General features: G+C 31.4%; 22 protein-coding genes. 16 read left to right on the top strand and 6 right to left on the bottom strand.

Features of this window, described 5'->3' with window-relative positions:
- The first annotated feature begins 161 nt into the window (after positions 1-161).
- The 5 genes from B5G32_RS10840 to B5G32_RS10820 all read left to right on the top strand — a co-directional run bounded on the left by B5G32_RS10840 (position 162) and on the right by B5G32_RS10820 (position 3,889).
- Positions 162-605: an Hsp20/alpha crystallin family protein gene (locus tag B5G32_RS10840; protein WP_087936667.1), complete on the top strand. Its 444-nt coding sequence runs from the start codon at positions 162-164 to the stop codon at positions 603-605.
- Positions 606-742: 137 nt separating this feature from the next.
- Complete coding sequence (locus B5G32_RS10835) at positions 743-1,375, top strand: CDP-alcohol phosphatidyltransferase family protein (RefSeq protein ID WP_087936666.1); 633 nt, start codon at positions 743-745, stop codon at positions 1,373-1,375.
- Complete coding sequence (locus B5G32_RS10830; protein WP_087936665.1) at positions 1,372-2,232, top strand: phosphatidylserine decarboxylase; 861 nt, start codon at positions 1,372-1,374, stop codon at positions 2,230-2,232. Before B5G32_RS10835 ends, B5G32_RS10830 begins: the two co-directional genes overlap by 4 nt.
- A 12-nt stretch (positions 2,233-2,244) precedes the next feature.
- Positions 2,245-3,018, top strand: a complete 774-nt coding sequence (locus B5G32_RS10825) for a ParA family protein (RefSeq protein WP_087936664.1) — start codon at positions 2,245-2,247, stop codon at positions 3,016-3,018.
- Complete coding sequence (locus B5G32_RS10820) at positions 3,005-3,889, top strand: ParB/RepB/Spo0J family partition protein (RefSeq protein WP_087246033.1); 885 nt, start codon at positions 3,005-3,007, stop codon at positions 3,887-3,889. The genes B5G32_RS10825 and B5G32_RS10820 overlap by 14 nt, the downstream gene beginning before the upstream one ends.
- A 690-nt stretch (positions 3,890-4,579) precedes the next feature.
- Here B5G32_RS10820 and B5G32_RS10815 read toward each other — a convergent pair.
- Both B5G32_RS10815 and B5G32_RS10810 read right to left on the bottom strand, forming a co-directional pair.
- Complete coding sequence (locus tag B5G32_RS10815) at positions 4,580-5,866, bottom strand: ABC transporter ATP-binding protein (protein ID WP_087936663.1); 1,287 nt, start codon at positions 5,864-5,866, stop codon at positions 4,580-4,582.
- Positions 5,838-7,166, bottom strand: coding sequence for an FtsX-like permease family protein (locus B5G32_RS10810; RefSeq protein ID WP_087936668.1), 1,329 nt, complete (start codon positions 7,164-7,166; stop codon positions 5,838-5,840). Before B5G32_RS10810 ends, B5G32_RS10815 begins: the two co-directional genes overlap by 29 nt.
- Positions 7,167-7,423: 257 nt before the next feature.
- Here B5G32_RS10810 and B5G32_RS10805 point away from each other — a divergent pair, with 257 nt between their 5' ends.
- The 4 genes from B5G32_RS10805 to B5G32_RS10790 all read left to right on the top strand — a co-directional run bounded on the left by B5G32_RS10805 (position 7,424) and on the right by B5G32_RS10790 (position 12,914).
- Positions 7,424-8,257, top strand: a complete 834-nt coding sequence (locus B5G32_RS10805; protein ID WP_087243927.1) for a DegV family protein — start codon at positions 7,424-7,426, stop codon at positions 8,255-8,257.
- 65 nt (positions 8,258-8,322) lie between these two features.
- A complete protein-coding gene (locus B5G32_RS10800) occupies positions 8,323-10,983 on the top strand; it encodes a DEAD/DEAH box helicase family protein (protein ID WP_087936662.1) in 2,661 nt (886 codons plus the stop codon).
- 141 nt (positions 10,984-11,124) lie between these two features.
- Positions 11,125-11,397, top strand: a complete 273-nt coding sequence (locus B5G32_RS10795; protein WP_143746632.1) for a DUF5684 domain-containing protein — start codon at positions 11,125-11,127, stop codon at positions 11,395-11,397.
- 77 nt (positions 11,398-11,474) lie between these two features.
- On the top strand, positions 11,475-12,914 hold the full coding sequence (locus tag B5G32_RS10790; protein WP_087936660.1) for a glycoside hydrolase family 1 protein: 1,440 nt from the start codon (positions 11,475-11,477) through the stop codon (positions 12,912-12,914).
- A 44-nt stretch (positions 12,915-12,958) separates the two neighbouring features.
- Here the strand turns inward: B5G32_RS10790 and B5G32_RS10785 are convergent, their stop codons facing one another.
- Positions 12,959-14,113, bottom strand: a complete 1,155-nt coding sequence (locus B5G32_RS10785) for a CapA family protein (protein WP_087936659.1) — start codon at positions 14,111-14,113, stop codon at positions 12,959-12,961.
- Positions 14,114-14,197: 84 nt separating this feature from the next.
- On the opposite strand from B5G32_RS10785, the gene B5G32_RS10780 reads away from it, so the two are divergent.
- From B5G32_RS10780 to B5G32_RS10765, 4 genes are all read left to right on the top strand, one after another.
- Complete coding sequence (locus B5G32_RS10780) at positions 14,198-14,617, top strand: GNAT family N-acetyltransferase (RefSeq protein WP_087936658.1); 420 nt, start codon at positions 14,198-14,200, stop codon at positions 14,615-14,617.
- Positions 14,618-14,712: 95 nt separating this feature from the next.
- Positions 14,713-15,084, top strand: coding sequence for a GntR family transcriptional regulator (locus B5G32_RS10775; protein ID WP_087936657.1), 372 nt, complete (start codon positions 14,713-14,715; stop codon positions 15,082-15,084).
- 2 nt (positions 15,085-15,086) lie between these two features.
- A complete protein-coding gene (locus B5G32_RS10770) occupies positions 15,087-15,932 on the top strand; it encodes an ABC transporter ATP-binding protein (RefSeq protein ID WP_087936656.1) in 846 nt (281 codons plus the stop codon).
- Positions 15,929-16,582, top strand: coding sequence for an ABC-2 transporter permease (locus B5G32_RS10765; protein ID WP_087936655.1), 654 nt, complete (start codon positions 15,929-15,931; stop codon positions 16,580-16,582). The genes B5G32_RS10770 and B5G32_RS10765 overlap by 4 nt, the downstream gene beginning before the upstream one ends.
- A 171-nt stretch (positions 16,583-16,753) precedes the next feature.
- Here the strand turns inward: B5G32_RS10765 and B5G32_RS10760 are convergent, their stop codons facing one another.
- Complete coding sequence (locus B5G32_RS10760) at positions 16,754-17,404, bottom strand: HAD family hydrolase (RefSeq protein WP_087936654.1); 651 nt, start codon at positions 17,402-17,404, stop codon at positions 16,754-16,756.
- A 135-nt stretch (positions 17,405-17,539) separates the two neighbouring features.
- Here B5G32_RS10760 and prfA point away from each other — a divergent pair, with 135 nt between their 5' ends.
- The 3 genes from prfA to B5G32_RS10745 are packed head-to-tail and all read left to right on the top strand — an operon-like array spanning position 17,540 to position 19,972.
- Positions 17,540-18,616, top strand: a complete 1,077-nt coding sequence (gene prfA, locus B5G32_RS10755) for a peptide chain release factor 1 (RefSeq protein WP_087358288.1) — start codon at positions 17,540-17,542, stop codon at positions 18,614-18,616.
- On the top strand, positions 18,613-19,467 hold the full coding sequence (gene prmC, locus B5G32_RS10750) for a peptide chain release factor N(5)-glutamine methyltransferase (protein ID WP_087936653.1): 855 nt from the start codon (positions 18,613-18,615) through the stop codon (positions 19,465-19,467). The genes prfA and prmC overlap by 4 nt, the downstream gene beginning before the upstream one ends.
- A gap of 4 nt (positions 19,468-19,471) precedes the next feature.
- Positions 19,472-19,972, top strand: coding sequence for a GNAT family N-acetyltransferase (locus B5G32_RS10745; protein WP_087243915.1), 501 nt, complete (start codon positions 19,472-19,474; stop codon positions 19,970-19,972).
- A 219-nt stretch (positions 19,973-20,191) separates the two neighbouring features.
- Here B5G32_RS10745 and B5G32_RS10740 read toward each other — a convergent pair whose 3' ends face one another.
- Entirely contained in the window at positions 20,192-20,458 is a 267-nt protein-coding gene (locus B5G32_RS10740; protein WP_087936652.1) for a hypothetical protein, read from the bottom strand.
- On the bottom strand, positions 20,379-21,399 hold a 1,021-nt coding region (locus B5G32_RS10735), incomplete at its 5' end, for an IS91 family transposase (RefSeq protein ID WP_087936651.1). The genes B5G32_RS10735 and B5G32_RS10740, both read right to left, overlap by 80 nt.

Genomic DNA, 21,399 nt, shown 5'->3' with positions numbered 1-21,399 from the left:
AAAAAATGTTTTTAGCACTCTATACTTGACTCTGCTAAAATAGAGGACTATAATATAAATAGAAATAAGGAAAGAGAATAAAAAAGGCATTCCTTACTTCTCATATCAAACATTGTTCATTCTCTAACAATGCTTAGAATTATTCATAAGAGGTGATATATATGTTAATGCCTAGTATTTTTGGAGAAAGTTTATTTGATGACTGGTTTGATGATTTTGACAAGGAATTCTTTGGAAAGAAAAATCCATTGTATGGAAAACATTCAAGAAATGTGATGAAGACAGATGTCAGAGAAATGGAAGGAACATATGAATTGGATGTGGATCTTCCAGGCTTCAAGAAAGAAGATGTGGAATTGTCATTTGACAATGGCTATTTGACAATCTCAGCTAAAAAGAGCTTAAATAAAGATGAAAAGAATAAAGAAGGACAATATATCCGACAGGAAAGATATGCAGGAAGCATGAGTCGAAGCTTCTATGTGGGAGAAAGTGTACCACAAAGCGATATCAAGGCTAAATTTGAAGATGGAGTCTTGAGAATATCAATACCAAAACAGGATATGAAAGTCATCGAAAACAACAATACAATTACGATTGAATAAATAGTCAGGGTTCGAGAAATCGAACTCTTTTTTTGTAGACAATTCATGAAATTTCTTCTATTATAGAAAAGTCCTATAAAAAAATGTAGAAGTATGCTATAATACAACCGTTAAAATAAAATGTGTGGGAGAAAGATATGATTGGTTTTTATAATTATACTGTCATATTAACTTATTTAAGTTTGATAAGTGCTTTGTTTGGAACGCATTTGGCATTTAAAGGGAATTTTAGTGGAGCACTTATTTGCTTATTGTTAAGTGGTGCTTTTGATTCTTTTGATGGAATGGTAGCACGTACTAAAAAAGACAGAACAGAGGAAGAGAAAAAGTTTGGGATACAAATTGATTCATTAGCTGATATGTTTAGCTTTGGTATTTTTCCAGCTATTATTGGATATACCATGATGGATTCTATTGTGTGTGGTGTAACTTGGTTATGGTTTTTTATTTTTTCGTTATATGCTTTATGTGCTATTAGTAGACTGGGATATTTTAATGTGGTTGAAGAAATGCGACAAAAAGAAACCACAGAAAAAAGAAAATACTATCAGGGTTTACCTGTTACAAGTGCAGCATTAATCTTTCCAGCTATCTATTTATTAAGACATGTTTTGACAGCTGAGTTGACGTATAGTATATATGCATTGGTTATGTTTGTTGTCGCATGGGCATTTATTATTAATTTTCAAGTAAGAAAACCTGGTTTAAAAGGCATTTTAGTTATGCTTGTTATGGGTATTTTGATTTGTACAGGATTGTTGATGTTATGAGAATATTTGATCGAAGTGGACAAGAACTCATTGTCAATCAAAGACAAAATCAATTATTAAAATTTTTATACAGTCATTTTTTAGGAAGATGTGCACTAAAAGTGTTAACCCTTCCTTTTATTACCCACATTGGTGGCTGTTATATGAATAGTCGATTTTCAAAACGTAAGATACAGCCGTTTATTCAACAAAATCAAATTGATATGAGTCAATATGAAAAACAGGAATATAGCTGTTATAATGATTTTTTTACTAGAAAAATAAAAAAAGAAGCAAGACCTATTTGTATGGAACATGATCTTTTGATTGCACCTGCAGATTCTAAATTAACCTATTATCCAATTCATCAAGATACATGTTTAACAATAAAGGATACCGTCTATTCTTTATCTGATTTATTGAAGAATCAAACGTTAGCTCAGGAATATGATGGTGGAACATGTCTGATTTTTAGGTTGACGGTAGACGACTATCATCGTTATTGTTATATTGATGATGGAACAAAAGAACAGGATATTTATATACCTGGTATTTTTCATACTGTTAATCCTGTTGCAAATGATTATTACCCCATTTATAAACAGAATTCACGTTCATATTCGTTGTTACATACACAACACTTTGGGGATGTTATTTATATGGAAGTAGGCGCAATGATGGTAGGAAAAATTGTGAATCATTCCAAGACATCATTTCAGCGCGGAGAAGAAAAAGGATATTTTGAATTTGGTGGATCAACAATAGTTGTTTTGTTTAAAAAAGATATAGTTGTTTTAGATGAAGATATTATTAAAAACTCTCAAAATAATGATGAAACACGTGTACTTATGGGAGAGAAAATAGGAATAAAAAGATAAGGAGGAAAGAAAATGTCAAAGGTTATAGCTGTTACAAATCAAAAGGGTGGTGTTGGTAAAACAACAACAAGTGTTAATTTAAGTGCAGCTCTTGCATATATGGGTAAAAAAGTTTTATTAATTGATATTGATCCTCAGGCAAATGCGACACAGGGATTAGGTGTTGATCGTGCATCTTTAGAATGCACAATTTATGATGCTATCGCACAGCAAATGCCTATTCAAGATGTTAGTATTCCTTCTGGTGTAGATAACCTTGACATTGTTCCAGCAAATATTGATTTGGCTGGTGTTGAAATTGAACTTTCACAAGTCAAATCTGGAAGAGAACAAAGACTGAAAAAGGCATTAGGTGAATATAAAAATAAATACGATTATGTGATTATTGATTGTCCACCGGCACTTGGTTTATTGAATACAAATGCTTTAACTGCTTCGGATTCTGTATTGATTCCTGTACAGTGTGAATATTATGCCTTAGAAGGACTTACACAGTTGTTGAATACAATTTTATTAACACAAAAGGTTTTTAATGAAAACTTAACTATAGAAGGTGTTTTACTTACAATGTTGGATGCACGTACCAATTTAGGAGTGGAAGTTTCACAGGAAGTCAGAAAATACTTTAGAGAAAAGGTATATGATGTTGTGATTCCTAGAAATATTAAATTGTCTGAAGCACCATCTGAAGGATTAAATATTTTTGATTATGATGCTCATTCTGAGGGCGCAAAAGCATATGCCAAATTGGCTAAGGAAGTGGTGAAACGAAATGGCCGCAAGTAAAAAGAAAAAAAGTGGTTTAGGTAAAGGTTTAAATGAATTATTTCAAGGTGAAGATATTCAAACAATGATTGATGCAATTGAGAAAAAACCATCTCAATTTGCACAAGTTCAGATTCCCATTGATCAGATTCGTCCTAATCCTTATCAACCTAGAAAACATTTTGATGAAGAAAAATTGAATGAATTAGCACAATCTATCAAAGAACATGGTATTTTTCAGCCAATTATCTTAAAAGAAGCGATTCAAGGTTATGAAATTGTCGCTGGAGAAAGACGTTATCGTGCAGCTTCAATTGTTGGTTTAACAGAAGTTCCAGCTATTATCGTAGAATTTACAGATCAGCAAATGATGGAAATTGCATTGCTGGAAAATATTCAACGTGAAGATTTAAATGCAATTGAAGAAGCTCAAGCTTATCAGAATATGATGAAAAAGCTCAAATTAACGCAAGAAGAATTAGCAAAGCGTATTGGTAAGTCTAGAGCTCATGTAGCGAATACTGTTAGACTTTTAAAGATGCCTCAAAAATTACAGGACTATGTTTTAGAAGGCACACTCACAATGGGACATATCAAGCCTTTAATTACAATTGATGAAAAGAAAGCTTTAGAAGTTGCAAAAAAAGCTATTGAACAACAATTATCTGTAAGAGAAGTTGAAGATATTGTCAAAGGAATCAAGCTTCAAGAAGCAAGAAAGTCTAAACCTAAAGAAGTAAAACCTCAAGAATATGTTTATGTAGAAGGATTATTACGTAAAAAATACCGCACAAAAATTAAAGTTGATGATCATACAATTACTTTGAAATATACAGATACTAAAGATTTAAATAGAATCTTAGAATTAATGGGAGTTATTGAAGAATCATAAGACTTAATATACTGAACATGAAATGACAATATAAAGACAAGTGGAGGTAAAAATGAAAAAAATATATTTTTTTATAAAGATTTGTTTCTTTATTGTTGTTATATCAGTGTCCATATATTTAAAAGAAAACGATTTATTAACATATATAGCTCCAATAGGTGCGTTCGATTAAACTAGCACGATTATTCAATTTAACGAATTTTCAAATGTTCTGATAGGGAGTAGCTTGCTATTACTTGCTATATTCTTTGTTTATTATAGAATGAGTATACACTTATCTTATATTACATCATTAGATAAAATAGTCTTATTTTACTATATTATATATTTTATCATTATATTAATTACTAAATTCTCATTTTATGAATTTACTGCTGATATGGCTCAATTAACATTTATGTTATCTTCTATCACATTTTTACAATCTCACTTTTTAAAAATAATACCTATTGGAATAATCATATATATTCCAATAATATATTTATTTTTTGTTCAAAAAAAAGATTGTAAGAGATGAAAGAATCATGATGATAAGATGACTGACTTCAATGACATGATGTCAGAATGGTTATTAATCAGTTGATAATGATATGATGACTTAAAATATACAGATACTCAAGATGAAAATAGAATCTGAGAATTCATTTGAATGATTGAAGAACATAAAAACCTGTTCATATGAGCAGGTTTTTATTTCTTTTTCAATAGATCTTTGTGAGTTCTTTTATAATATTTTTGACGAGAATAATCATCAGGATATTGATGATAAGCATCTTCAATGTGTCGAGGATCAATAACTTTAACATGATTTTGATGGAAGTAATCAATAATATGAATGAAATCATCTTTATTTTTTACTTTAAGTTTATATGTTCCTTGAGGGCTGACACAATCTAATAGAATATGAAAGACATATTCACTATATATACCAAAAATAACAAACTGTGCAGTTAAATCCATTCTGATTTCTTGAATATCCTTGAAATCAAATTCAATATCATCATGATGAACATTCTGATAAGATATGTGAGTACCATGAATATAAAGCGGTGTACTATTTTTTAAGATGTTTTCATCACTTTTGAATCCATCCAATACCATATAAACAGTTTGTCTGGATATAAATGCTTTATCTTGGTTATCAACTTTGATTTTTTCAGTTGTAGGAGCAGGATTAGTAGATTGTAAAGGGCTTGTCTGGTCAAATTCATAAAGCAATGTATCTTGATGAACGACTTGGTTAATTTGGTCTAAGAACTCCCTTTGTGTTGCCTGATTTCTTTGGACAACAGATTTAATGCCACCATCATATAAATACATCATTGTTTTTCCATAACTGGCAATCATAGGATCGTGTGTCACTAAAACAATTGTTGTATCACGTTGATTGAGATGCGATAGAATTGTTAAAAGCTTATGAGAATTTTTAGAATCCAAATTACCTGTAGGTTCATCACAAAATAGAATTTCTGGTTCATTGACTAAAGCACGTGCAATAGCGGTTCTCTGACATTCGCCACCTGAACATTCATGTGGGAATTTATCAAGAATACCTTCGATTTCTAAATCTTTCGCAAGAGTTTTGATTCTGTTTTCAATATCTTGACTTTTTTGATTACCTAGAATAATAGGAGCAGCAATATTATCATAAATAGATAGATAAGGAATTAAGTTATGATTTTGAAAAACAAAACCTAATTTTTGATATCTAAATTCACATAAGTCATTTTTATGCATTTGAGAAATATACTGATTAAAGATTTGTATATCACCACGACTAGGTTGATCTAATGTTGATAAACAATTTAATAATGTACTCTTCCCAGAACCAGAAGGTCCCATAATACAGATAAAATCACCTTTTTGAAGTTGGAAATTGACATTATTTAAAGCATAGATATTTTTTCCTCGTTTTAAGAATATATCCTGATCATATATTTTTGATATATTATTCGCCTCTATTAAGATATTTGACATTGTTGATGACCTCCTTTATACAGTGTCTTTCTTTCAAGATAATATAAATCATAAGCAAAGTATATAAAACCAAATATAAACATTCTAAGCTATACATCACTTGGCTTGTGAGAAATTGATGAGTGATAATATAATCCCCTAAAGAATAGATGTAAACAAATGGTATAAAGATAACTAATATAAGAAATAAAAGATTTTTAAATATAGAAATTTGAAAAAGTTTACTTGGACTATAACCTAAAGCATATTGCGTCGCATAAATATGCATTATGGATTTGATATATAGTGAATATTTGATAATAAAACATAGTAACAACATGATTAGCATCATAATAAAACACGGGATAATGAAGGGGGTTATATAACTCATGTCACCACTCATTAATACAAGGATAAACATTGTAGGTAAGACAATGGAATGAATATTAGCAATAGAAACAAGCTGATTGGTTAAATCAATAAAGCTTGAAATGCTGTTGAATAAGAGTGGATGATGAAGAAGTGTCGAGTGAAATAGATCGAATAAAAGTGGAATGAAAGTATTAATAATGGAAGCAATAGATATTAGAAATAATGCAAAATAAATGAATTTATTTTCAAATAACGAATCAGTCGCTAATGCATATAATGAGTAGAAAAAGATATAGAGAGTGAATAGGGATGAAATGATCTGACCGGTTGGAACCTTACGTTTTTGATCATGACGACTCATAGAAATCATATAAGGTGTCACTTTTTGCATATTCTTATGATTTATTGTTTCTATAATATGAGTATCAATCTCCGTAAACTGTTGAGCACTTATTGCTAAAATAAAGATCACAGTAAAGATTAAAAAGAAAGTATACAAGAAAAATGTATTTAAGAAATGATATTGGAAAATATAATTCATGTGAATATGGATCAGATAAATATTGATACCTTTCATAATCAAGATACCTAAAATGAATCCTAGAAAAAAAGCAATCAAAGACATGATACCATATTGAATTATCAGATAAAGAAATAAATCTTTGGGTTTTCTTCCAAAAAGTAATAACATTGAAAATTCGTGTTTTTTATTTTGAATAAAATATTTCACAACAAAAACACTCAATACAACTGCTATCATTAAGGTTAAAAATGGAATAAAGGCAATGGCCCTGAATGTCATCCAGTCAATTTTTAAATCTAAACGCGAAAGATGATCATACATGGCAATAAAACAAAATTCAAAAGAAGCTATCAATGTTAAGATACTTAATAAAAGTAAATAGTCTTTCTTTTGATGAATAACAATTTTTTTAATGAATGTAATCATATGTTTTCCCTTCTTTCATCCTTATTAAACACTATAGAGTAACTACAAGGTCAAGAATTTTTATGAAAAAGTTCTCTTTCTACTAATATAATACACCTATACATAAATAATTAAAATAATTTCTGCAATAATGAAATAAAAAAATAAATTGATTTTTTCTCTATCAAATATGGTTTTAAAAACTACATTTATATTGACATTCCTATACATATTTGTTAATTTATAATTAAGAGATTATGGATACGAGGAGATTGGATATGAAGATTATTACGGATACGGGAGCTTTACTATCACCAAAGGAAGGAGAAAAAATAGGGGTTGATGTTCTTCCTTTAAATGTTATAGCTGATAAAAAGAGTTATAAAGAATATGTTGATGTGACAAGTCAGGAATTTTTAGATATTGTCAAAGAAGGACATGTACCTAGTTCATCACAGCCTTCTATTGGTGAAACAATGGAATTATTTGAAAAATATCCAGAGGAAGACATTTTGGTTATTAATATGGCTGATGGATTATCAGGAACATATCAAAGTACAGTGAGTGCAAAAGAAAGTGTAGAGCATAGTGAAAATATTCATGTTATTAATTCTATGACTTTATGTGGACCACAAAGATACTTAGTAGAAAAAGCTGTTGCTTTAAGAGAACAGGGATTGGATATTCATCATATTATGAAAGAATTACATAAAAGCATTGCATGTGAAAAATCATTTTTAATTCCTCAAGACTTTGGCTTTTTAAAACGTGGCGGACGTTTAACGCCACTTGCAGCAACACTTGGGGGTATGTTGAAGATTACACCTATTATGACAACTACAAAAGATGCTAAAAGATTAGAAAAATATGCTATGAAAAAGACTTTTAAAAGTGCTGTTAAAGAAATTATGAAAGCTTTCCAAGAATTAGGTGTGAATGAAGACTTTAAAATTTATGTGACACATGCAGGGGTTTTGAAACAGGCTCAAGATGTTGTCAAACAGTTACAGACTGTTTTTGAAAATACAGTCATTGAAATGTATGATCTTTCTCCTGTTTTTATAGCTCAAGGTGGACCAGGTTGTATTGCTGTTCAAGCGATTAGAAAATAAAGGAATAAGGCTGTTAATAATGTCATTAACGGTCTTTTATTATATAATGAAAACGAGAGGTGATGATGGTGAACTGTCAAGATATATTAGAGTTTCAAGGTGTTTGGAGAGATTATCAACAAAGAGTATTGAATCAATTAGATATTTATAAAAAAGATCATAAAATTCATATTGTCGCTGCGCCTGGTTCAGGAAAAACGACTTTAGGTATTGAAATTATCAGACGCGTTAATAAACCAGCATTAATTCTTGTACCAACAATTACTATTCGACAACAATGGGTGACAAGAATCAAAGAAGCTTTTTTAAAAGCAGGATTGAAAAGTGAGGAATATATATCACAGGATTTAAAACATCTTCGATTGATTAATGTTTCAACGTATCAATCTATTCATAGTGCCATGCGAAAGGTTAAAGATCAAGAAGATGAAGAAAATGTAGATTATCAGGATTTTTCTTTAATTGAAGCTATAAAAGAAGCAGGAATAGAAACATTATGTTTAGATGAATGTCATCATTTAAGAACTGAATGGTGGAAAGCATTGGAGGATTTTAAAAAGCAAATCACTACTGTTTTTACAATTTCCTTAACTGCAACACCACCATATGATTCTTCTATAGCCATGTGGACAAGATATTTAGATATGTGTGGAGACATTGACATAGAAATTACAGTACCTGAATTAGTCAAAGAAGGGAGTCTGTGTCCACATCAGGATTATGTTTATTTTAATTATCCAACAGCTAAAGAAGAAGCCAAGATGAAAGAATTTCAAGATGATGTACAAAATGTTTTTTCATTTTTCATGCATCATCAAAAATTCCAACAGGCTATTTTATCACATCCATATGTGAGATCTATTCAAGATTTAGATAAAGCATTAGAAAATCCAGCGTATTTATCTTCTCTATTGATTTACTTGGAAAGTCAACAACTCTCTTATCCAAGAGAATATTTAAAAATATTGGGAACAAAGAAGTTGGAGAAGATGTCTATAAAATGGATGGAAATTTTATTGCAGGGATTTTTCTTTGATGACAGGGATTCTTATATTATCAATGAGGAAGATTTTGAAGAGCTTTACAAATATGTCAAATCACATGGATTGATTGAGAAAAAGAAAGTCATTATGCAAGTTGATATTGCTTTTGAAAAGATGCTGATTTCTTCGGTTGGAAAATGTGAAAGTATTCGAGATATTGTATGCCATGAATACAAACATATGAATAGAGAGTTAAAATTATTAATTTTAACGGATTATATCAAAGGTGAATATGAAAAAGCTATTGGTGATGATACAATGAGTGTGCATGCTTTAGGGGTTCTTCCTTTCTTTGAAATGTTAAGAAGAGAAAGTATTCAACATCATCAACCATTTCATCTGGCAGTCTTATGTGGATCTATGATTATCATTCCTGCTTTTTTAAAAAATCAATTAAGACAACTTGTCTCACAACAAATAGAAATGACATTTCAGCCATTTAAGGCCATTGATGATTATGTTAAAGTGAATGTGAAAGGAAATCATCATGAAATCATAGAAGCAGTGAGTGATTTATTTGAACAGGAAGATATTCAAGTTTTAATTGGGACAAAGTCATTGCTTGGTGAAGGTTGGGATTCACCTTGCGTAAATACTTTAATTCTCGCAAGTTTTGTTGGTTCATTTATGTTAAGTAATCAAATGCGTGGAAGAGCCATTCGTACCTATCATAAAAATCCTGATAAAGTGAGTCATATCTGGCATCTTGTCTGTGTTCCTCCTCAAAAAGGAATTATCAATCATAGACAGGAGATTAATCAGACTGAAAGTGATTTTGAAAACTTGAGAAGAAGGATGGAACATTTCTTAGGCCTTCATTATGATAAAGACTTTATTGAAAATGGTATTGAAAGATTGACTGCAATTCAGTATCCATTAGATCGTTCACATATTAAAAAAACCAATCAAAAAATGTTAGAATTATCCTCTCAAAGAGAACAGTTAAAAGAAAGATGGGATCGTTCTTTAGCTATATATGATAAGATTGAAGTTGTTGAAGAAGTAGACATGGAAGATCAAAATATGACAAGTGTCTTATTGTATGATGCGATTAGACATGTGTTATTAACTATACTGAGTTTTGTACTTACAGGTATTTTGATATGTGTACTAGCAATGCTTTTACACATTCAAAGCAAGTCTATGATTTATGTTTTATTTTCTTGTATTTTCATTGGTGTTGTGAGCGTGTTATGGAGATTAAAAAAAGTATTTACATGGATGAATCCTTTGAATCGTTTACAGTCTTTTGGTGATGGCATTTATCAGGCTATGTTAAATATGCATTTGTTTGAAATGTTGAATTGTCGTGTACAAACAGAATCACAAGCGGTTTTATACTCTATTTATTTAAGTGGAGGAACTGCTCATGATAAGGCTTTATTTGCAAAATGTGTGAATGAATTTTTTGATGAAATTGATAATCAACGTTATATCCTTTACAACAAACATCAAAGAAATAAGATGGATAGATACTTTGTCGTTCCTGATATTTTTTCTAAACGTAAAGAAGATGCGATGATTTTTGCGCAGTGTATGCAACCTTATATAGGAAAATATCAATTGATTTATACAAGAAATGAAGCAGGAAGAAAGATTTTGCTTCAAGGAAGAAAAGATGCTTTAGCTAATAGACAAAATAGACTCTTAACAAGAAAGAAAGTTAAAGGGGCTTTGGAATAGATTTATTTTGATGTCAATGCCTATATAAAATTTATTTCAGTGTTTGAAAATAAGAAGAAATCATCTGGTTTTGATTTAAGATTATTGGACTATTGTTATTGTCAATAGTCCTTTATGCTATAATAAGAAAAGGAGAGGATTATGATGCAGGAATTTTCAAATATATTTTTAACAGGTGGATTCATTATATCATTAATAAGTATCATAGCGTGGTGGCAATTATTCAAAAAGGCTCATTTAAAAGGATGGTATGCCTTGATTCCAATTTATAATATTTATTCTTTTTGTAAGATGGTTACAAGTTCTGGATGGACAATGTTGATAGCCTTGATTCCTTTTATTAATATCATATTTATCATTTATCTCCTTATGAGATTATCTTATGCTTTTGGGCAGTCAAGATATATAGGTTAAAGACTTTCAAGTTATGAAAATGAATATGAAAAAATGGGAATATTGATTATAATATGGAAAAAGGAGGAATGAAAGATATGAGTTTCCCAAGTGGGTTTTATTGGGGTGGAGCAACTGCTGCTAATCAATTAGAAGGTGGATGGCAAGAAGGTGGAAAAGGTATTTCTTGTCCAGATATCTGTACAGGTGGTACAGCAACAACAAGTAAAAGAATTACACCAGTTTTAGAAGAAGGAACTTTTTATCCTAGTCATGATGCAATTGATCATTATCATAGATATAAAGAAGATATTGCATTATTTGCTGAAATGGGATTTAAAATGTATCGTTTTTCAATTGCATGGACAAGAATCTTTCCAAATGGTGATGAAGAACAACCAAATGAAGAAGGATTAAAATTTTATGAAAGCTTAATTGATGAATGCTTAAAATATGGAATTGAACCTATGGTTACTATTTCTCACTATGAAGTTCCATTCAATCTGACAAAGAAATGGAATTCATGGGTAGATCGTAGAATGATTGATTGTTATTTAAGATTCTGTAAAGCTATTTTTACACGTTATAAAGGTAAAGTGAAATATTGGTTGACATTCAATGAAATCAATAGTGCAACAACACCAATGGGTGGATTCTTATCACAAGGAATTTTAAATGAAATCAAAGCTATGGACTTTATGGATCAGGTTGATAATCCAAACAATCGTTTCCAAGGATTACATCACCAATTTTTAGCAAGTGCTTTAGCTGTGAAAATGGCACATGAAATTGATCCAAATAATCAAGTTGGATGTATGCAAATTATGGCAACAAGTTATGCTTTAACTTGTCATCCTGAAGATGAAATTGTTAATCAACAAAAGAATCACTTAATGAACTGGTTCTGTAGTGATGTGCAATGTCGTGGAAAATATCCTAACTATATCAAGAGATATTTCAAAGACAACAACATTACTGTACATATGGAACCTGGTGATGATGATATTTTAGCGGCAGGACCTGTTGATTTCTATACATGTTCATATTATATGTCAAATTGCCAAACTGCTGACGAATCAAAAGGAACTGGTAAAGGTAATATTTTAGGTGGGGTTCCAAACCCATACTTAAAAGCAAGTGACTGGGGATGGCAAATTGATCCAATTGGACTTCGTTATTCATTAAATGAAATCTGGGATCGTTATCAAAAACCAATCTTTGTTGTAGAAAATGGATTAGGTGCATATGATAAGATTGATGAAGACGGAAAAGTTCGTGATGATTATCGTGTAGACTATTTAAGAAGTCATATCCAACAAATGCATGAAGCTATTTTAGATGGTGTAGACTTAAGAGGTTATACACCTTGGGGATGCATTGATTTGGTTTCTGCTTCTACTGGTGAAATGGCAAAACGTTATGGATTTATCTTTGTCGAAAGATACGATGATGGAACTGGAGATTTTGCACGTAGAAGAAAAGAATCATTCTACTGGTATAAAAAAGTCATTGAAACAAATGGTGAAGATTTAGATTAAAAAATAACCGCACTTTGAGTGCGGTTATCATTTTATAAAGCTATTTATTGAAGTTGATGATTTGATAGCTTTTCAGGTATAAGTTTTTGATAAGTTTGTTGAATCCATTCTTTTGTCAGACCATTATGATAATGATAATGTGATGTTTCATATTGAGATGTATATTGATCATAAGGAATAAGTTTAAAGTTTTGTAAATGTTCATCATAGTAATTGATAACAGGGATATAGTCAATGTTTTGAATAGAAATTTGATTATTTTCTTTAACGATATCCAATGATACCATCATAGATACATTATAAGCATTTTTAAATTCCTGATGTGTACGATCAACAATAGGGTCTGCACTTACAAAATTTCCTAGAGAATACATACATAAAGTGCGATTATTATTGATCCATTCCATAGGCTGTGAACAATGAGAATGATTACCAATAATAATATCAACACCTAAATCACTAAGCAATTGAGATACTTCTTCTTGTTGAGTTGAAATATCATATGTAAATTCATTTCCCCAATGCATCATTGCAATCAAGACATCACAGTTTTCTCTAGTTTGAGTCACTTCTTTCGTTAATAAATCTTTATATGCCTGTGTCATTTTTCGGTCACTAGGACGATTAAATAAAGCAACTTTGGCTTGATTTTCATCACTGACAATTTGATTTGTTGCATATGTATAAGATACAAAACCAAGCTTTATTCCATGAATAGTCATATATTTTCCTTGATCTCTATCATCTTGATTATAGTAAGTGCCCACAGCTAAAATATCTTTTTCTTTTAAGAAATCAAGGGTATTATCAATGCCTTGATTTCCTCGATCATTAGCGTGGTTATTAGCAGTTGAAACGACTTCTAAATCAAGCGATGCTACCTGTTTACCAATTTCACGAGAAGCATTAAAAGAATAGCCTGTCCCAGAAATGTTCAGTTCTTTACCACCAATAGGTGTTTCCAAATTGGCAATCGTCAAATCATCTTTTTGAAAATAAGTTTTCACCAAATCATAATAGCCTTTATCTTGGCTATCATCTTCGATCCAGTCATAATAAGGCTTCTCATATAATAAATCACCAATAAAATGACAGCTTACTGTGTTTTTTGTTTCTTCTTTTTGAGGTTGTGTTTGTGGTTGCGGTTGACATCCAACAAGCAAAAGGACCAAACAAACAAATAATTTTATTTTTTTCATGAAATCACCATAATGATTGTATAATATTGTCGAAAGCTGTTCAATACCTATGATATAATAAAATATAGAGAAAAGAGGGTTTATATGATTGAAAAAGCAAGATTAGAAGATTGTGATGAGATTTATGATTTAATGTGTATATTAGAAAATCAAAAATTGGATTATGATCATTTTAAACAAACTTATCACCAGGGAATCAATAGTAATGATGTGATATATCTGGTTTATCGACAAGACAAAATATTAGGGTTTTTAAGCTTTCAGATTCATCGTTATTTACATCATAATCAAGATACAGGAGAAATTGTTGAACTGGTTGTTTTACCAGAAAGTCGAGGTCAGAGAATTGGCGGACAGTTATTACAGGCTATCGAAGCTAAGGCCAATGAATTGCGTTTAGAACAGATTGAATTATCAACATCGACTTATAGAAAACAGGCGCATCACTTTTATGAACAAAATGATTATGAGATGTTGCATTATAACTATACAAAGAATTTATAGAACTATAAGATAGTTCTTTTTTTGTATATAACAGTATATAACAGTTGACAACAGTTTTATACTGTTATATACTGTTTATGAACAGGAGGGAGAAAATGAAAATTATTATTAATCATTCTTTAATGACACCTATATATGAACAAGTTGTTGATCAAATCAAAACAATGATAAGAAAAGGAAAACTTAAAGAAAATGATCAGTTACCATCTGTTCGTACTCTCTCAAAAGAGTTGAAAATAAGTGCCCTGACTGTCAAGAAAGCGTACGATAACTTGGAAGAAGAAGGGGTTGTAGTGACAGTTCATGGAAAAGGAACATATGTGAGTGCGAATAATCGTGAATTGTTATTAGAAGAACAAAAAAAGGAAATCGAAGCCGATTTGGAAATGGCCATTCAAAAAGGTAGAAGATGTGGAATCAGTGATGAAGAATTAAAGAGTTTATTTGAGATGATTCTGGAGGGTTAATTATGTTAAAGGTAAAACATTTAAAAAAGAATTATGCTTCATTTTCATTAGACTGTTCTTTAGAAGTCAAACCAGGTTATGTCACTGGCTTGATAGGACAAAATGGAGCTGGAAAGAGTACAACATTTAAAGCTATCTTGGGATTAATTCAATGTGATGGAGGATCAATTGAAATATTTGGTCAATCTGCTTTGAATGAAGAGGATAAACAGTTATTAGGTGTTGTTTTATCGGATTCAGGTTTTAGTGGATATTTAACAATATCAGATATTATTCCTATATTAGAGAATTTATATAAACGATTTGATAAATCATTCTTCTTACGTATGGTGAATCTGTTTGAATTGCCTAAAAATAAGAAAATCAAAGAATTTTCTACAGGGATGAAAGCCAAACTGAAAGTAATTGTTGCGATGAGTCATCAGGCAAAATTATTGATTTTAGATGAACCAACAGCGGGGCTAGATGTGATTGCGAGAGATGAATTGCTTGATATGATGAGAGATTATATGGCAGAAGATGATCAAAGAGCTATTTTAATCAGTTCTCATATTTCCAGTGATTTAGAAACACTTTGTGATGATGTCTATATGATTCATAATGGTCAAGTGATCATGCATGAAGATACGGATGTCTTATTAAGTGAATATGGTTTATTAAAGGTAGATGATCAACAATTTGAACAGTTGGATAAGGCGTATATCTTAAAATACAAAAAAGAAAGTTATGGTTATAGCTGTTTGACTCATCAAAAACAATATTATAGAGAAAATTATCCTAATATTGTATTAGAAAATAGTCATATTGATGATGTGATGACAATGATGATTAGAGGTGAAAAATCATGAAAGGTTTATTGATTAAAGATTTTAAATTGATGTTGATGCAAAAGAATTTCTTTATCATTATTATTGTTGTGGCATGTTTGATATCAATCAGTTCGCAAGATCCAACTTTTATGATTGGTTTTATAACATTTATACTATCATTATTTACCGTCAGTACAATTTCTTATGATGAATTTGATAATGGTTATCCATTCTTATTAACACTTCCTTTTTCTAGAAAAACTTATGTTTTAGAAAAGTATGTTTATGGATTGATTTTAGGAACAGGAGCCTGGATAGTATCAGTGATGATATGTAGCTTGATGCTTATTGTTCAGGGGAAGCCTGTGACTTCAGATATGTTGATTGGAGCTTTCGTGATTTTACCGATGTTTCTTGTTATAGAATCATTGATGATACCTGTTCATCTTCGTTTTGGTGGAGAAAAAGGAAGATATGCTCTCATTGCTTGTGTAGGTGTCCTTGTTGTGATTGGATTTGTGGTGATGAAAATAGTGGAAATCTTTCATATTGATGTTCTTCCATTGATTTTAGCTATTGATGCTTTAGGTCCAGTAATATTTATGATGATTCTTTTGATGATTGGATTTTTGGTTATGTTGGTTTCTTTAAAAGTCAGTCTATCTATTATGAATAAAAAAGAATTCTAGGAGAATCATCAATGGATTTTACAATACTCATGGTTGTGTTGCTTTTAGGGGTTGGGATACCGACGAGAAATAAGGCTATTCGAGCTTATCGTCAAAGGAAGAATCGAAAGAATAGAAAAAATGATCAATGAAAAAAGATTATCAGTTTTTGGGGCTGATAATCTTTTATGTTTATAAATTGTCAATATAATCAATCACTTGATGAAGTGAATCAAGAATACAAGTTGTTTTGTTAGCATAATCTTCATCAGGGTATTTCATATCTGGAATACAAATCACAGATATATGAGCGTTATGGGCTGCTTGTATACCTGCTTCACTATCTTCTAAGACAAGTGCTTCACTTGGCTGAACATTTAACTTTTGACAAGCGTTCAAGAAAACATCGGGAGCAGGTTTTCCATGTTCGACTTCATCGCCACAGATGACATCATCAAAATAATTGAGAATACCATTATCAGTCAATAAAACATTGACTCTTTCACGACGACTTGAAGTAGCAATCATTGTTTTATAATGATGTTCCTTTAAATAAGTCAACAATTTCACAAGACCATCTTTTAATGGAACACCTTCTCTTGCAAATTGTTCATCCATTAACTGATGTACTTTTTTCGCAACTTCTTCAATAGGAAAATCTTCGCCATATTGATCAAACATTGCACGTCTTGTGGCTTCCATAGTACGCCCTAATAAAGTTGTATAAAACGCTTTTGTCATTTCTAAGTTCATCGTTTTTAAAACATCTTTATAACATTGATAAGTGACATTTTCTGTATCAATCATTAATCCATCCATATCAAAAATAACCGCTTTTAACATTTTTTATTCCTCCACTTTATATTGAGTATAAAAAAATGATCTATCTGTGTCAATGAAAAAACAAAGATTATGACAAGATTATTTTGCTTATTTTAAATGTTTATATTATAATGGTAACGGTTTGGAGGTTAGAGTATGAATAATATGATGGAAAGATTGGAAACAATCGCAAGAAGATATGAAGAATTAAATGAAATATTAATGGATCCAAGCATTGCAAATGATGTTCAAAAGATGACAGAAGCCTCTAAGGAACAGGCAAGTCTGGAAAATGCTTATCAGTTATATCAAGAATATAAAAAGGTTTTAGATGGAATTGAAGAAGCCAAAGAATTACTTAAAGAAAGTGATCCAGAAATTAAGGAAATGGCTGAACTGGAATTAAGTGAATTAGAAGAAAAGAAACCTCAATTAGAAGAAAAACTTCATTTAGAATTAATTCCTAAAGATCCAAATGATAATAAAAATGTTATTGTAGAAATTCGTGGAGCTGCTGGTGGAGATGAAGGAAATATCTTTGCTGGTGACTTGTATAGAATGTATGTCAAATATGCAGAGTCACAGGGATGGAAGATTGAAGTTTTGGAAGCACAGGATAGTGAAGCTGGGGGCTATTCTTTGATTTCCTTTATGATTAAAGGGGAAGGTGTTTATTCAAAATTGAAGTTTGAATCTGGTTCACATCGTGTACAACGTGTACCAAAGACAGAAACACAGGGACGTGTGCATACTTCTACAGCGACTGTGCTTGTGATGCCTGAAGCAGAAGAAGTTGATTTTGAATTAAATCCATCTGATTTAAGAATTGACACATATCGTGCATCAGGTGCAGGAGGACAGCATATCAATAAAACAGATTCAGCAGTTCGTATTACACATATTCCAACAGGTGTTGTGACAACTTCTCAGGATGGACGTAGTCAGCATGACAACAGAGATAAAGCAATGCGTGCAATGCGTACAAAATTATATGAAATGAAATTACGTGAACAGGAAGAAGCAATTGGCAGTGAACGTCGTAGTAAGATTGGAACTGGAGATCGTAGCGAAAAGATCAGAACATATAACTATCCACAAAATCGTGTCACTGATCACCGTATTGGATTAACGATTCAGCAGTTAGACCGTATTATGGAAGGGAAACTGGATGATATTATTGAAGCTTTGATGAATGAAGATCAAAGATTGAAACTTCTAGGAGAAGAACAATGATTTTAAGAGAACTGATTCGTCAAAGTGAAGCCATGCTTGATGAAAAAGATAAAGACTGTAATGTTGCGAAAGTTCTGTTTTATCATTTGGCTCATAAAGAGCCTCATCAATTGTATCTGATGATAGATGAAGAAGTTGATGAAGAATTATTAAAACAGTTTCAGGATGGTATGCAAAGATATATGAATGGGGAACCTATTCAATATATTAATGGAAAAGAAAACTTTTTCTCTAGAGATTTTATAGTCAATGAAAATGTGTTGATACCACGTTATGAAACAGAAGAATTGGTAGAAAATATTCTTTATAAAATTGATGATTATTTTGATGATTATTCATCTATTGATTTATGTGATGTAGGAACGGGTTCAGGAGCGATTGCGATTACTTTGGCATTAGAAGAACCAAAATTAAATGTCGTCGCAACAGATATCAGTGAAGAAGCATTAGAGGTCGCTAAAGCGAATGCCAGTGAATTAGATGCTCAAGTGACTTTTTATCAAGGGGATATGTTAGAGCCATTGATAGACCGTCAACAGAAGTTTGATATATTTGTATCCAATCCACCTTATATTCCACAAGATCAGGAAATTGAAAGTGTTGTGAAAGATAATGAACCCCATGTGGCTTTATTTGGTGGAAATGATGGTTTGTATTTTTATCGAAAGATCTTTAAAGATGTTCGTCATGTTTTAAAAGACCGTGCTTTACTTGCTTTTGAAATGGGATTTGATCAAAGAGAACTCATGTCACAGGCAGTTGAACAATATTTTCCTGATACGCCTTATGAAATTATCAAGGATATTAATGGAAAAGATCGCATGTTGTTTATTTATTATCATTTGAGTTAACATTATGGAAAAGATTTTAGAAACATCAAGATTATACTTAAGACGTTTAGAAGTTACAGATGCTATGCGTATGAGTGAGTATCGTCAAAAAAAGGAAGTCGCTTATTATCAATCATGGAAAAAGTATTCAGTAAAAGATGCAACAAAACGTATTCAGCAATGTTTAAAGTTAACAGATTTGAATCTACCAAAAACAAATTATCATTTAGCAGTTATCTTAAAAGAGAATGATCAGATGATTGGTGATTTATTTGTAGATGTGGCTAATGAAAAGGTTTTTGTTTTGGGATATACAATAGATAGTATTTATTGGTCTCAAGGTTATGGAAGTGAAATCGTGGAAGCCTTTTGTGTGTTTATGAAAGAACAGTATCATTTTCAAAGAGTGATTTGTTATGTTTATAAGGATAATCAGCGTTCAAAACATTTGTTAAAAAAACTTGATTTTCAAAAGTTTGAAGAATCTTTCTTCTATCATGATGAAGGGTATGTCAAATATTTATAGCTCTATGTCAACAGCGATATGGATGCCTAGTTAAATAAGTAGCATATATTGCTTCAAATGATTGAATGAGGACTAAATATCCTCATTTTTTTTATATTATAGGAATTTGGTTTCGTTTGGCTGATAAATGCTTAAAGCAAATATTAACAATGAGCAAAATAAAAAGTAATGCACCAGCATTACTCTATTTTTCTGCATGCAAAAACGTAACCAGATATATCATTTTTTGACCTGGTGCATTGTTCCTTTTCCACATTTCATGCAGATGCATGACAGTTCATCATCTCCATCAGCCTCCGCTATTTCACTTAATATGTATCCGTCAAGTTCCATTTCACATCCGCATCTGTCACATTTCATAAGTACCTTATCTGATTCATATGTGTCATCATGGAGAAGCATTTCATCAACTTCTTCTGGCGTTAATGGTTTGACTTCTGAGATATTTTGATGTGTAGATGCATCTTTCTTTGTACGGGATGTCATTCTTCCGTCCTCCTTCGAAGGGATTATATGTTTCAGCATAATTCATGATCATTCCACATCTGCATTTGATGGGATCCCTCTGAAATGATTGTATCATAAAATAACGGAAATGTGTCTTCTGGATTTGAATTTTTGCGATGGCCTGTCTTTCCTTCTTGTACTGTGTTTCCTTTTTCTGCTTATGAGCCAGAAGCTCAGCCATTCTATTGTAATGTCTGGTCGACCTGTTGGAATAGAATCCATAGTAGCGAGTCATCTTGAAGTTTTCATCCGGACAGTGTCTGATGACTTTTTGGATGAATCTCTCAACTCTTTCAGTGACATCGATTCTTTTGTCATCCTCATGACGATTATAGAACCAATGAATCATTTTGGTCGTGTCATTATATTCTACAATTCTGCTTTCTGCCATGACAGGTCTGTTGGTATAGCGTGTTATATATGCGACGGTATCATCAACATCATCTTCGCTCTGGTCTTTTTTTGGTTCTTTGGCATAGACATAGAAACCGTCGGGATAGTTTTTATAAAGAGAATTTTTAAGTGCATGGAATTGTCTTGTGTTGATTTTCCTGTCAAGAAGGTCAAGGATCTGAAACATCCAGGTTTTTCTGAGCTTATTGAAATCCATATAGGCAAGGCTTTTAATGCAGTCCTTCCTGAGATTGAGGGCATCCTGACAGACAAGCATGTGGATATGAGGATTGAATTCAAGGGGTCTGCCAAAAGTATGAAGGGTAGAGATGGCACCAAAAACAACATTATCCTTTGTATCCTTATAGAGATAGGGGGAAGAGGATTTTCGGAGCTTTCTGTGTTTTTCGAGTCTTTTGTTTTTTCTGAATTTAGCATCGTTGGCAAGAGCGCTGATGGTATTTCTGGAAGCGATGAATAAAAGGTCGAGGAGAGAACGATCTCTGATGAAATAATCACGGAGCTCT

Origin of the sequence: Massilimicrobiota sp. An80 (genome assembly GCF_002159255.1) — a bacterium.
Lineage (GTDB): Bacteria > Bacillota_I > Bacilli_A > Erysipelotrichales > Coprobacillaceae > Allocoprobacillus > Allocoprobacillus merdigallinarum.
Note: the sequence above shows the minus strand (reverse complement) of the source record. Positions and strands in the feature narration are given on the sequence as shown.

Excerpts from the sequence above, each read along its gene's own strand:
- B5G32_RS10840 (WP_087936667.1), top strand. The coding sequence starts at position 162 with ATGTTAATGCCTAGTATTTTTGGAGAAAGTTTATTTGATGACTGGTTT.
- B5G32_RS10835 (WP_087936666.1), top strand. The coding sequence starts at position 743 with ATGATTGGTTTTTATAATTATACTGTCATATTAACTTATTTAAGTTTG.
- B5G32_RS10800 (WP_087936662.1), top strand. The coding sequence starts at position 8,323 with ATGGTGAACTGTCAAGATATATTAGAGTTTCAAGGTGTTTGGAGAGAT.
- B5G32_RS10770 (WP_087936656.1), top strand. The coding sequence starts at position 15,087 with ATGTTAAAGGTAAAACATTTAAAAAAGAATTATGCTTCATTTTCATTA.
- B5G32_RS10780 (WP_087936658.1), top strand. The coding sequence starts at position 14,198 with ATGATTGAAAAAGCAAGATTAGAAGATTGTGATGAGATTTATGATTTA.
- B5G32_RS10745 (WP_087243915.1), top strand. The coding sequence starts at position 19,472 with ATGGAAAAGATTTTAGAAACATCAAGATTATACTTAAGACGTTTAGAA.
- B5G32_RS10815 (WP_087936663.1), bottom strand. The coding sequence starts at position 5,866 with ATGTCAAATATCTTAATAGAGGCGAATAATATATCAAAAATATATGAT.
- B5G32_RS10765 (WP_087936655.1), top strand. The coding sequence starts at position 15,929 with ATGAAAGGTTTATTGATTAAAGATTTTAAATTGATGTTGATGCAAAAG.
- B5G32_RS10775 (WP_087936657.1), top strand. The coding sequence starts at position 14,713 with ATGAAAATTATTATTAATCATTCTTTAATGACACCTATATATGAACAA.
- B5G32_RS10760 (WP_087936654.1), bottom strand. The coding sequence starts at position 17,404 with ATGTTAAAAGCGGTTATTTTTGATATGGATGGATTAATGATTGATACA.
- B5G32_RS10830 (WP_087936665.1), top strand. The coding sequence starts at position 1,372 with ATGAGAATATTTGATCGAAGTGGACAAGAACTCATTGTCAATCAAAGA.
- B5G32_RS10740 (WP_087936652.1), bottom strand. The coding sequence starts at position 20,458 with ATGACATCCCGTACAAAGAAAGATGCATCTACACATCAAAATATCTCA.
- B5G32_RS10790 (WP_087936660.1), top strand. The coding sequence starts at position 11,475 with ATGAGTTTCCCAAGTGGGTTTTATTGGGGTGGAGCAACTGCTGCTAAT.
- B5G32_RS10805 (WP_087243927.1), top strand. The coding sequence starts at position 7,424 with ATGAAGATTATTACGGATACGGGAGCTTTACTATCACCAAAGGAAGGA.
- B5G32_RS10825 (WP_087936664.1), top strand. The coding sequence starts at position 2,245 with ATGTCAAAGGTTATAGCTGTTACAAATCAAAAGGGTGGTGTTGGTAAA.
- B5G32_RS10795 (WP_143746632.1), top strand. The coding sequence starts at position 11,125 with ATGATGCAGGAATTTTCAAATATATTTTTAACAGGTGGATTCATTATA.
- B5G32_RS10785 (WP_087936659.1), bottom strand. The coding sequence starts at position 14,113 with ATGAAAAAAATAAAATTATTTGTTTGTTTGGTCCTTTTGCTTGTTGGA.
- B5G32_RS10820 (WP_087246033.1), top strand. The coding sequence starts at position 3,005 with ATGGCCGCAAGTAAAAAGAAAAAAAGTGGTTTAGGTAAAGGTTTAAAT.
- B5G32_RS10810 (WP_087936668.1), bottom strand. The coding sequence starts at position 7,166 with ATGATTACATTCATTAAAAAAATTGTTATTCATCAAAAGAAAGACTAT.
- prfA (WP_087358288.1), top strand. The coding sequence starts at position 17,540 with ATGAATAATATGATGGAAAGATTGGAAACAATCGCAAGAAGATATGAA.
- prmC (WP_087936653.1), top strand. The coding sequence starts at position 18,613 with ATGATTTTAAGAGAACTGATTCGTCAAAGTGAAGCCATGCTTGATGAA.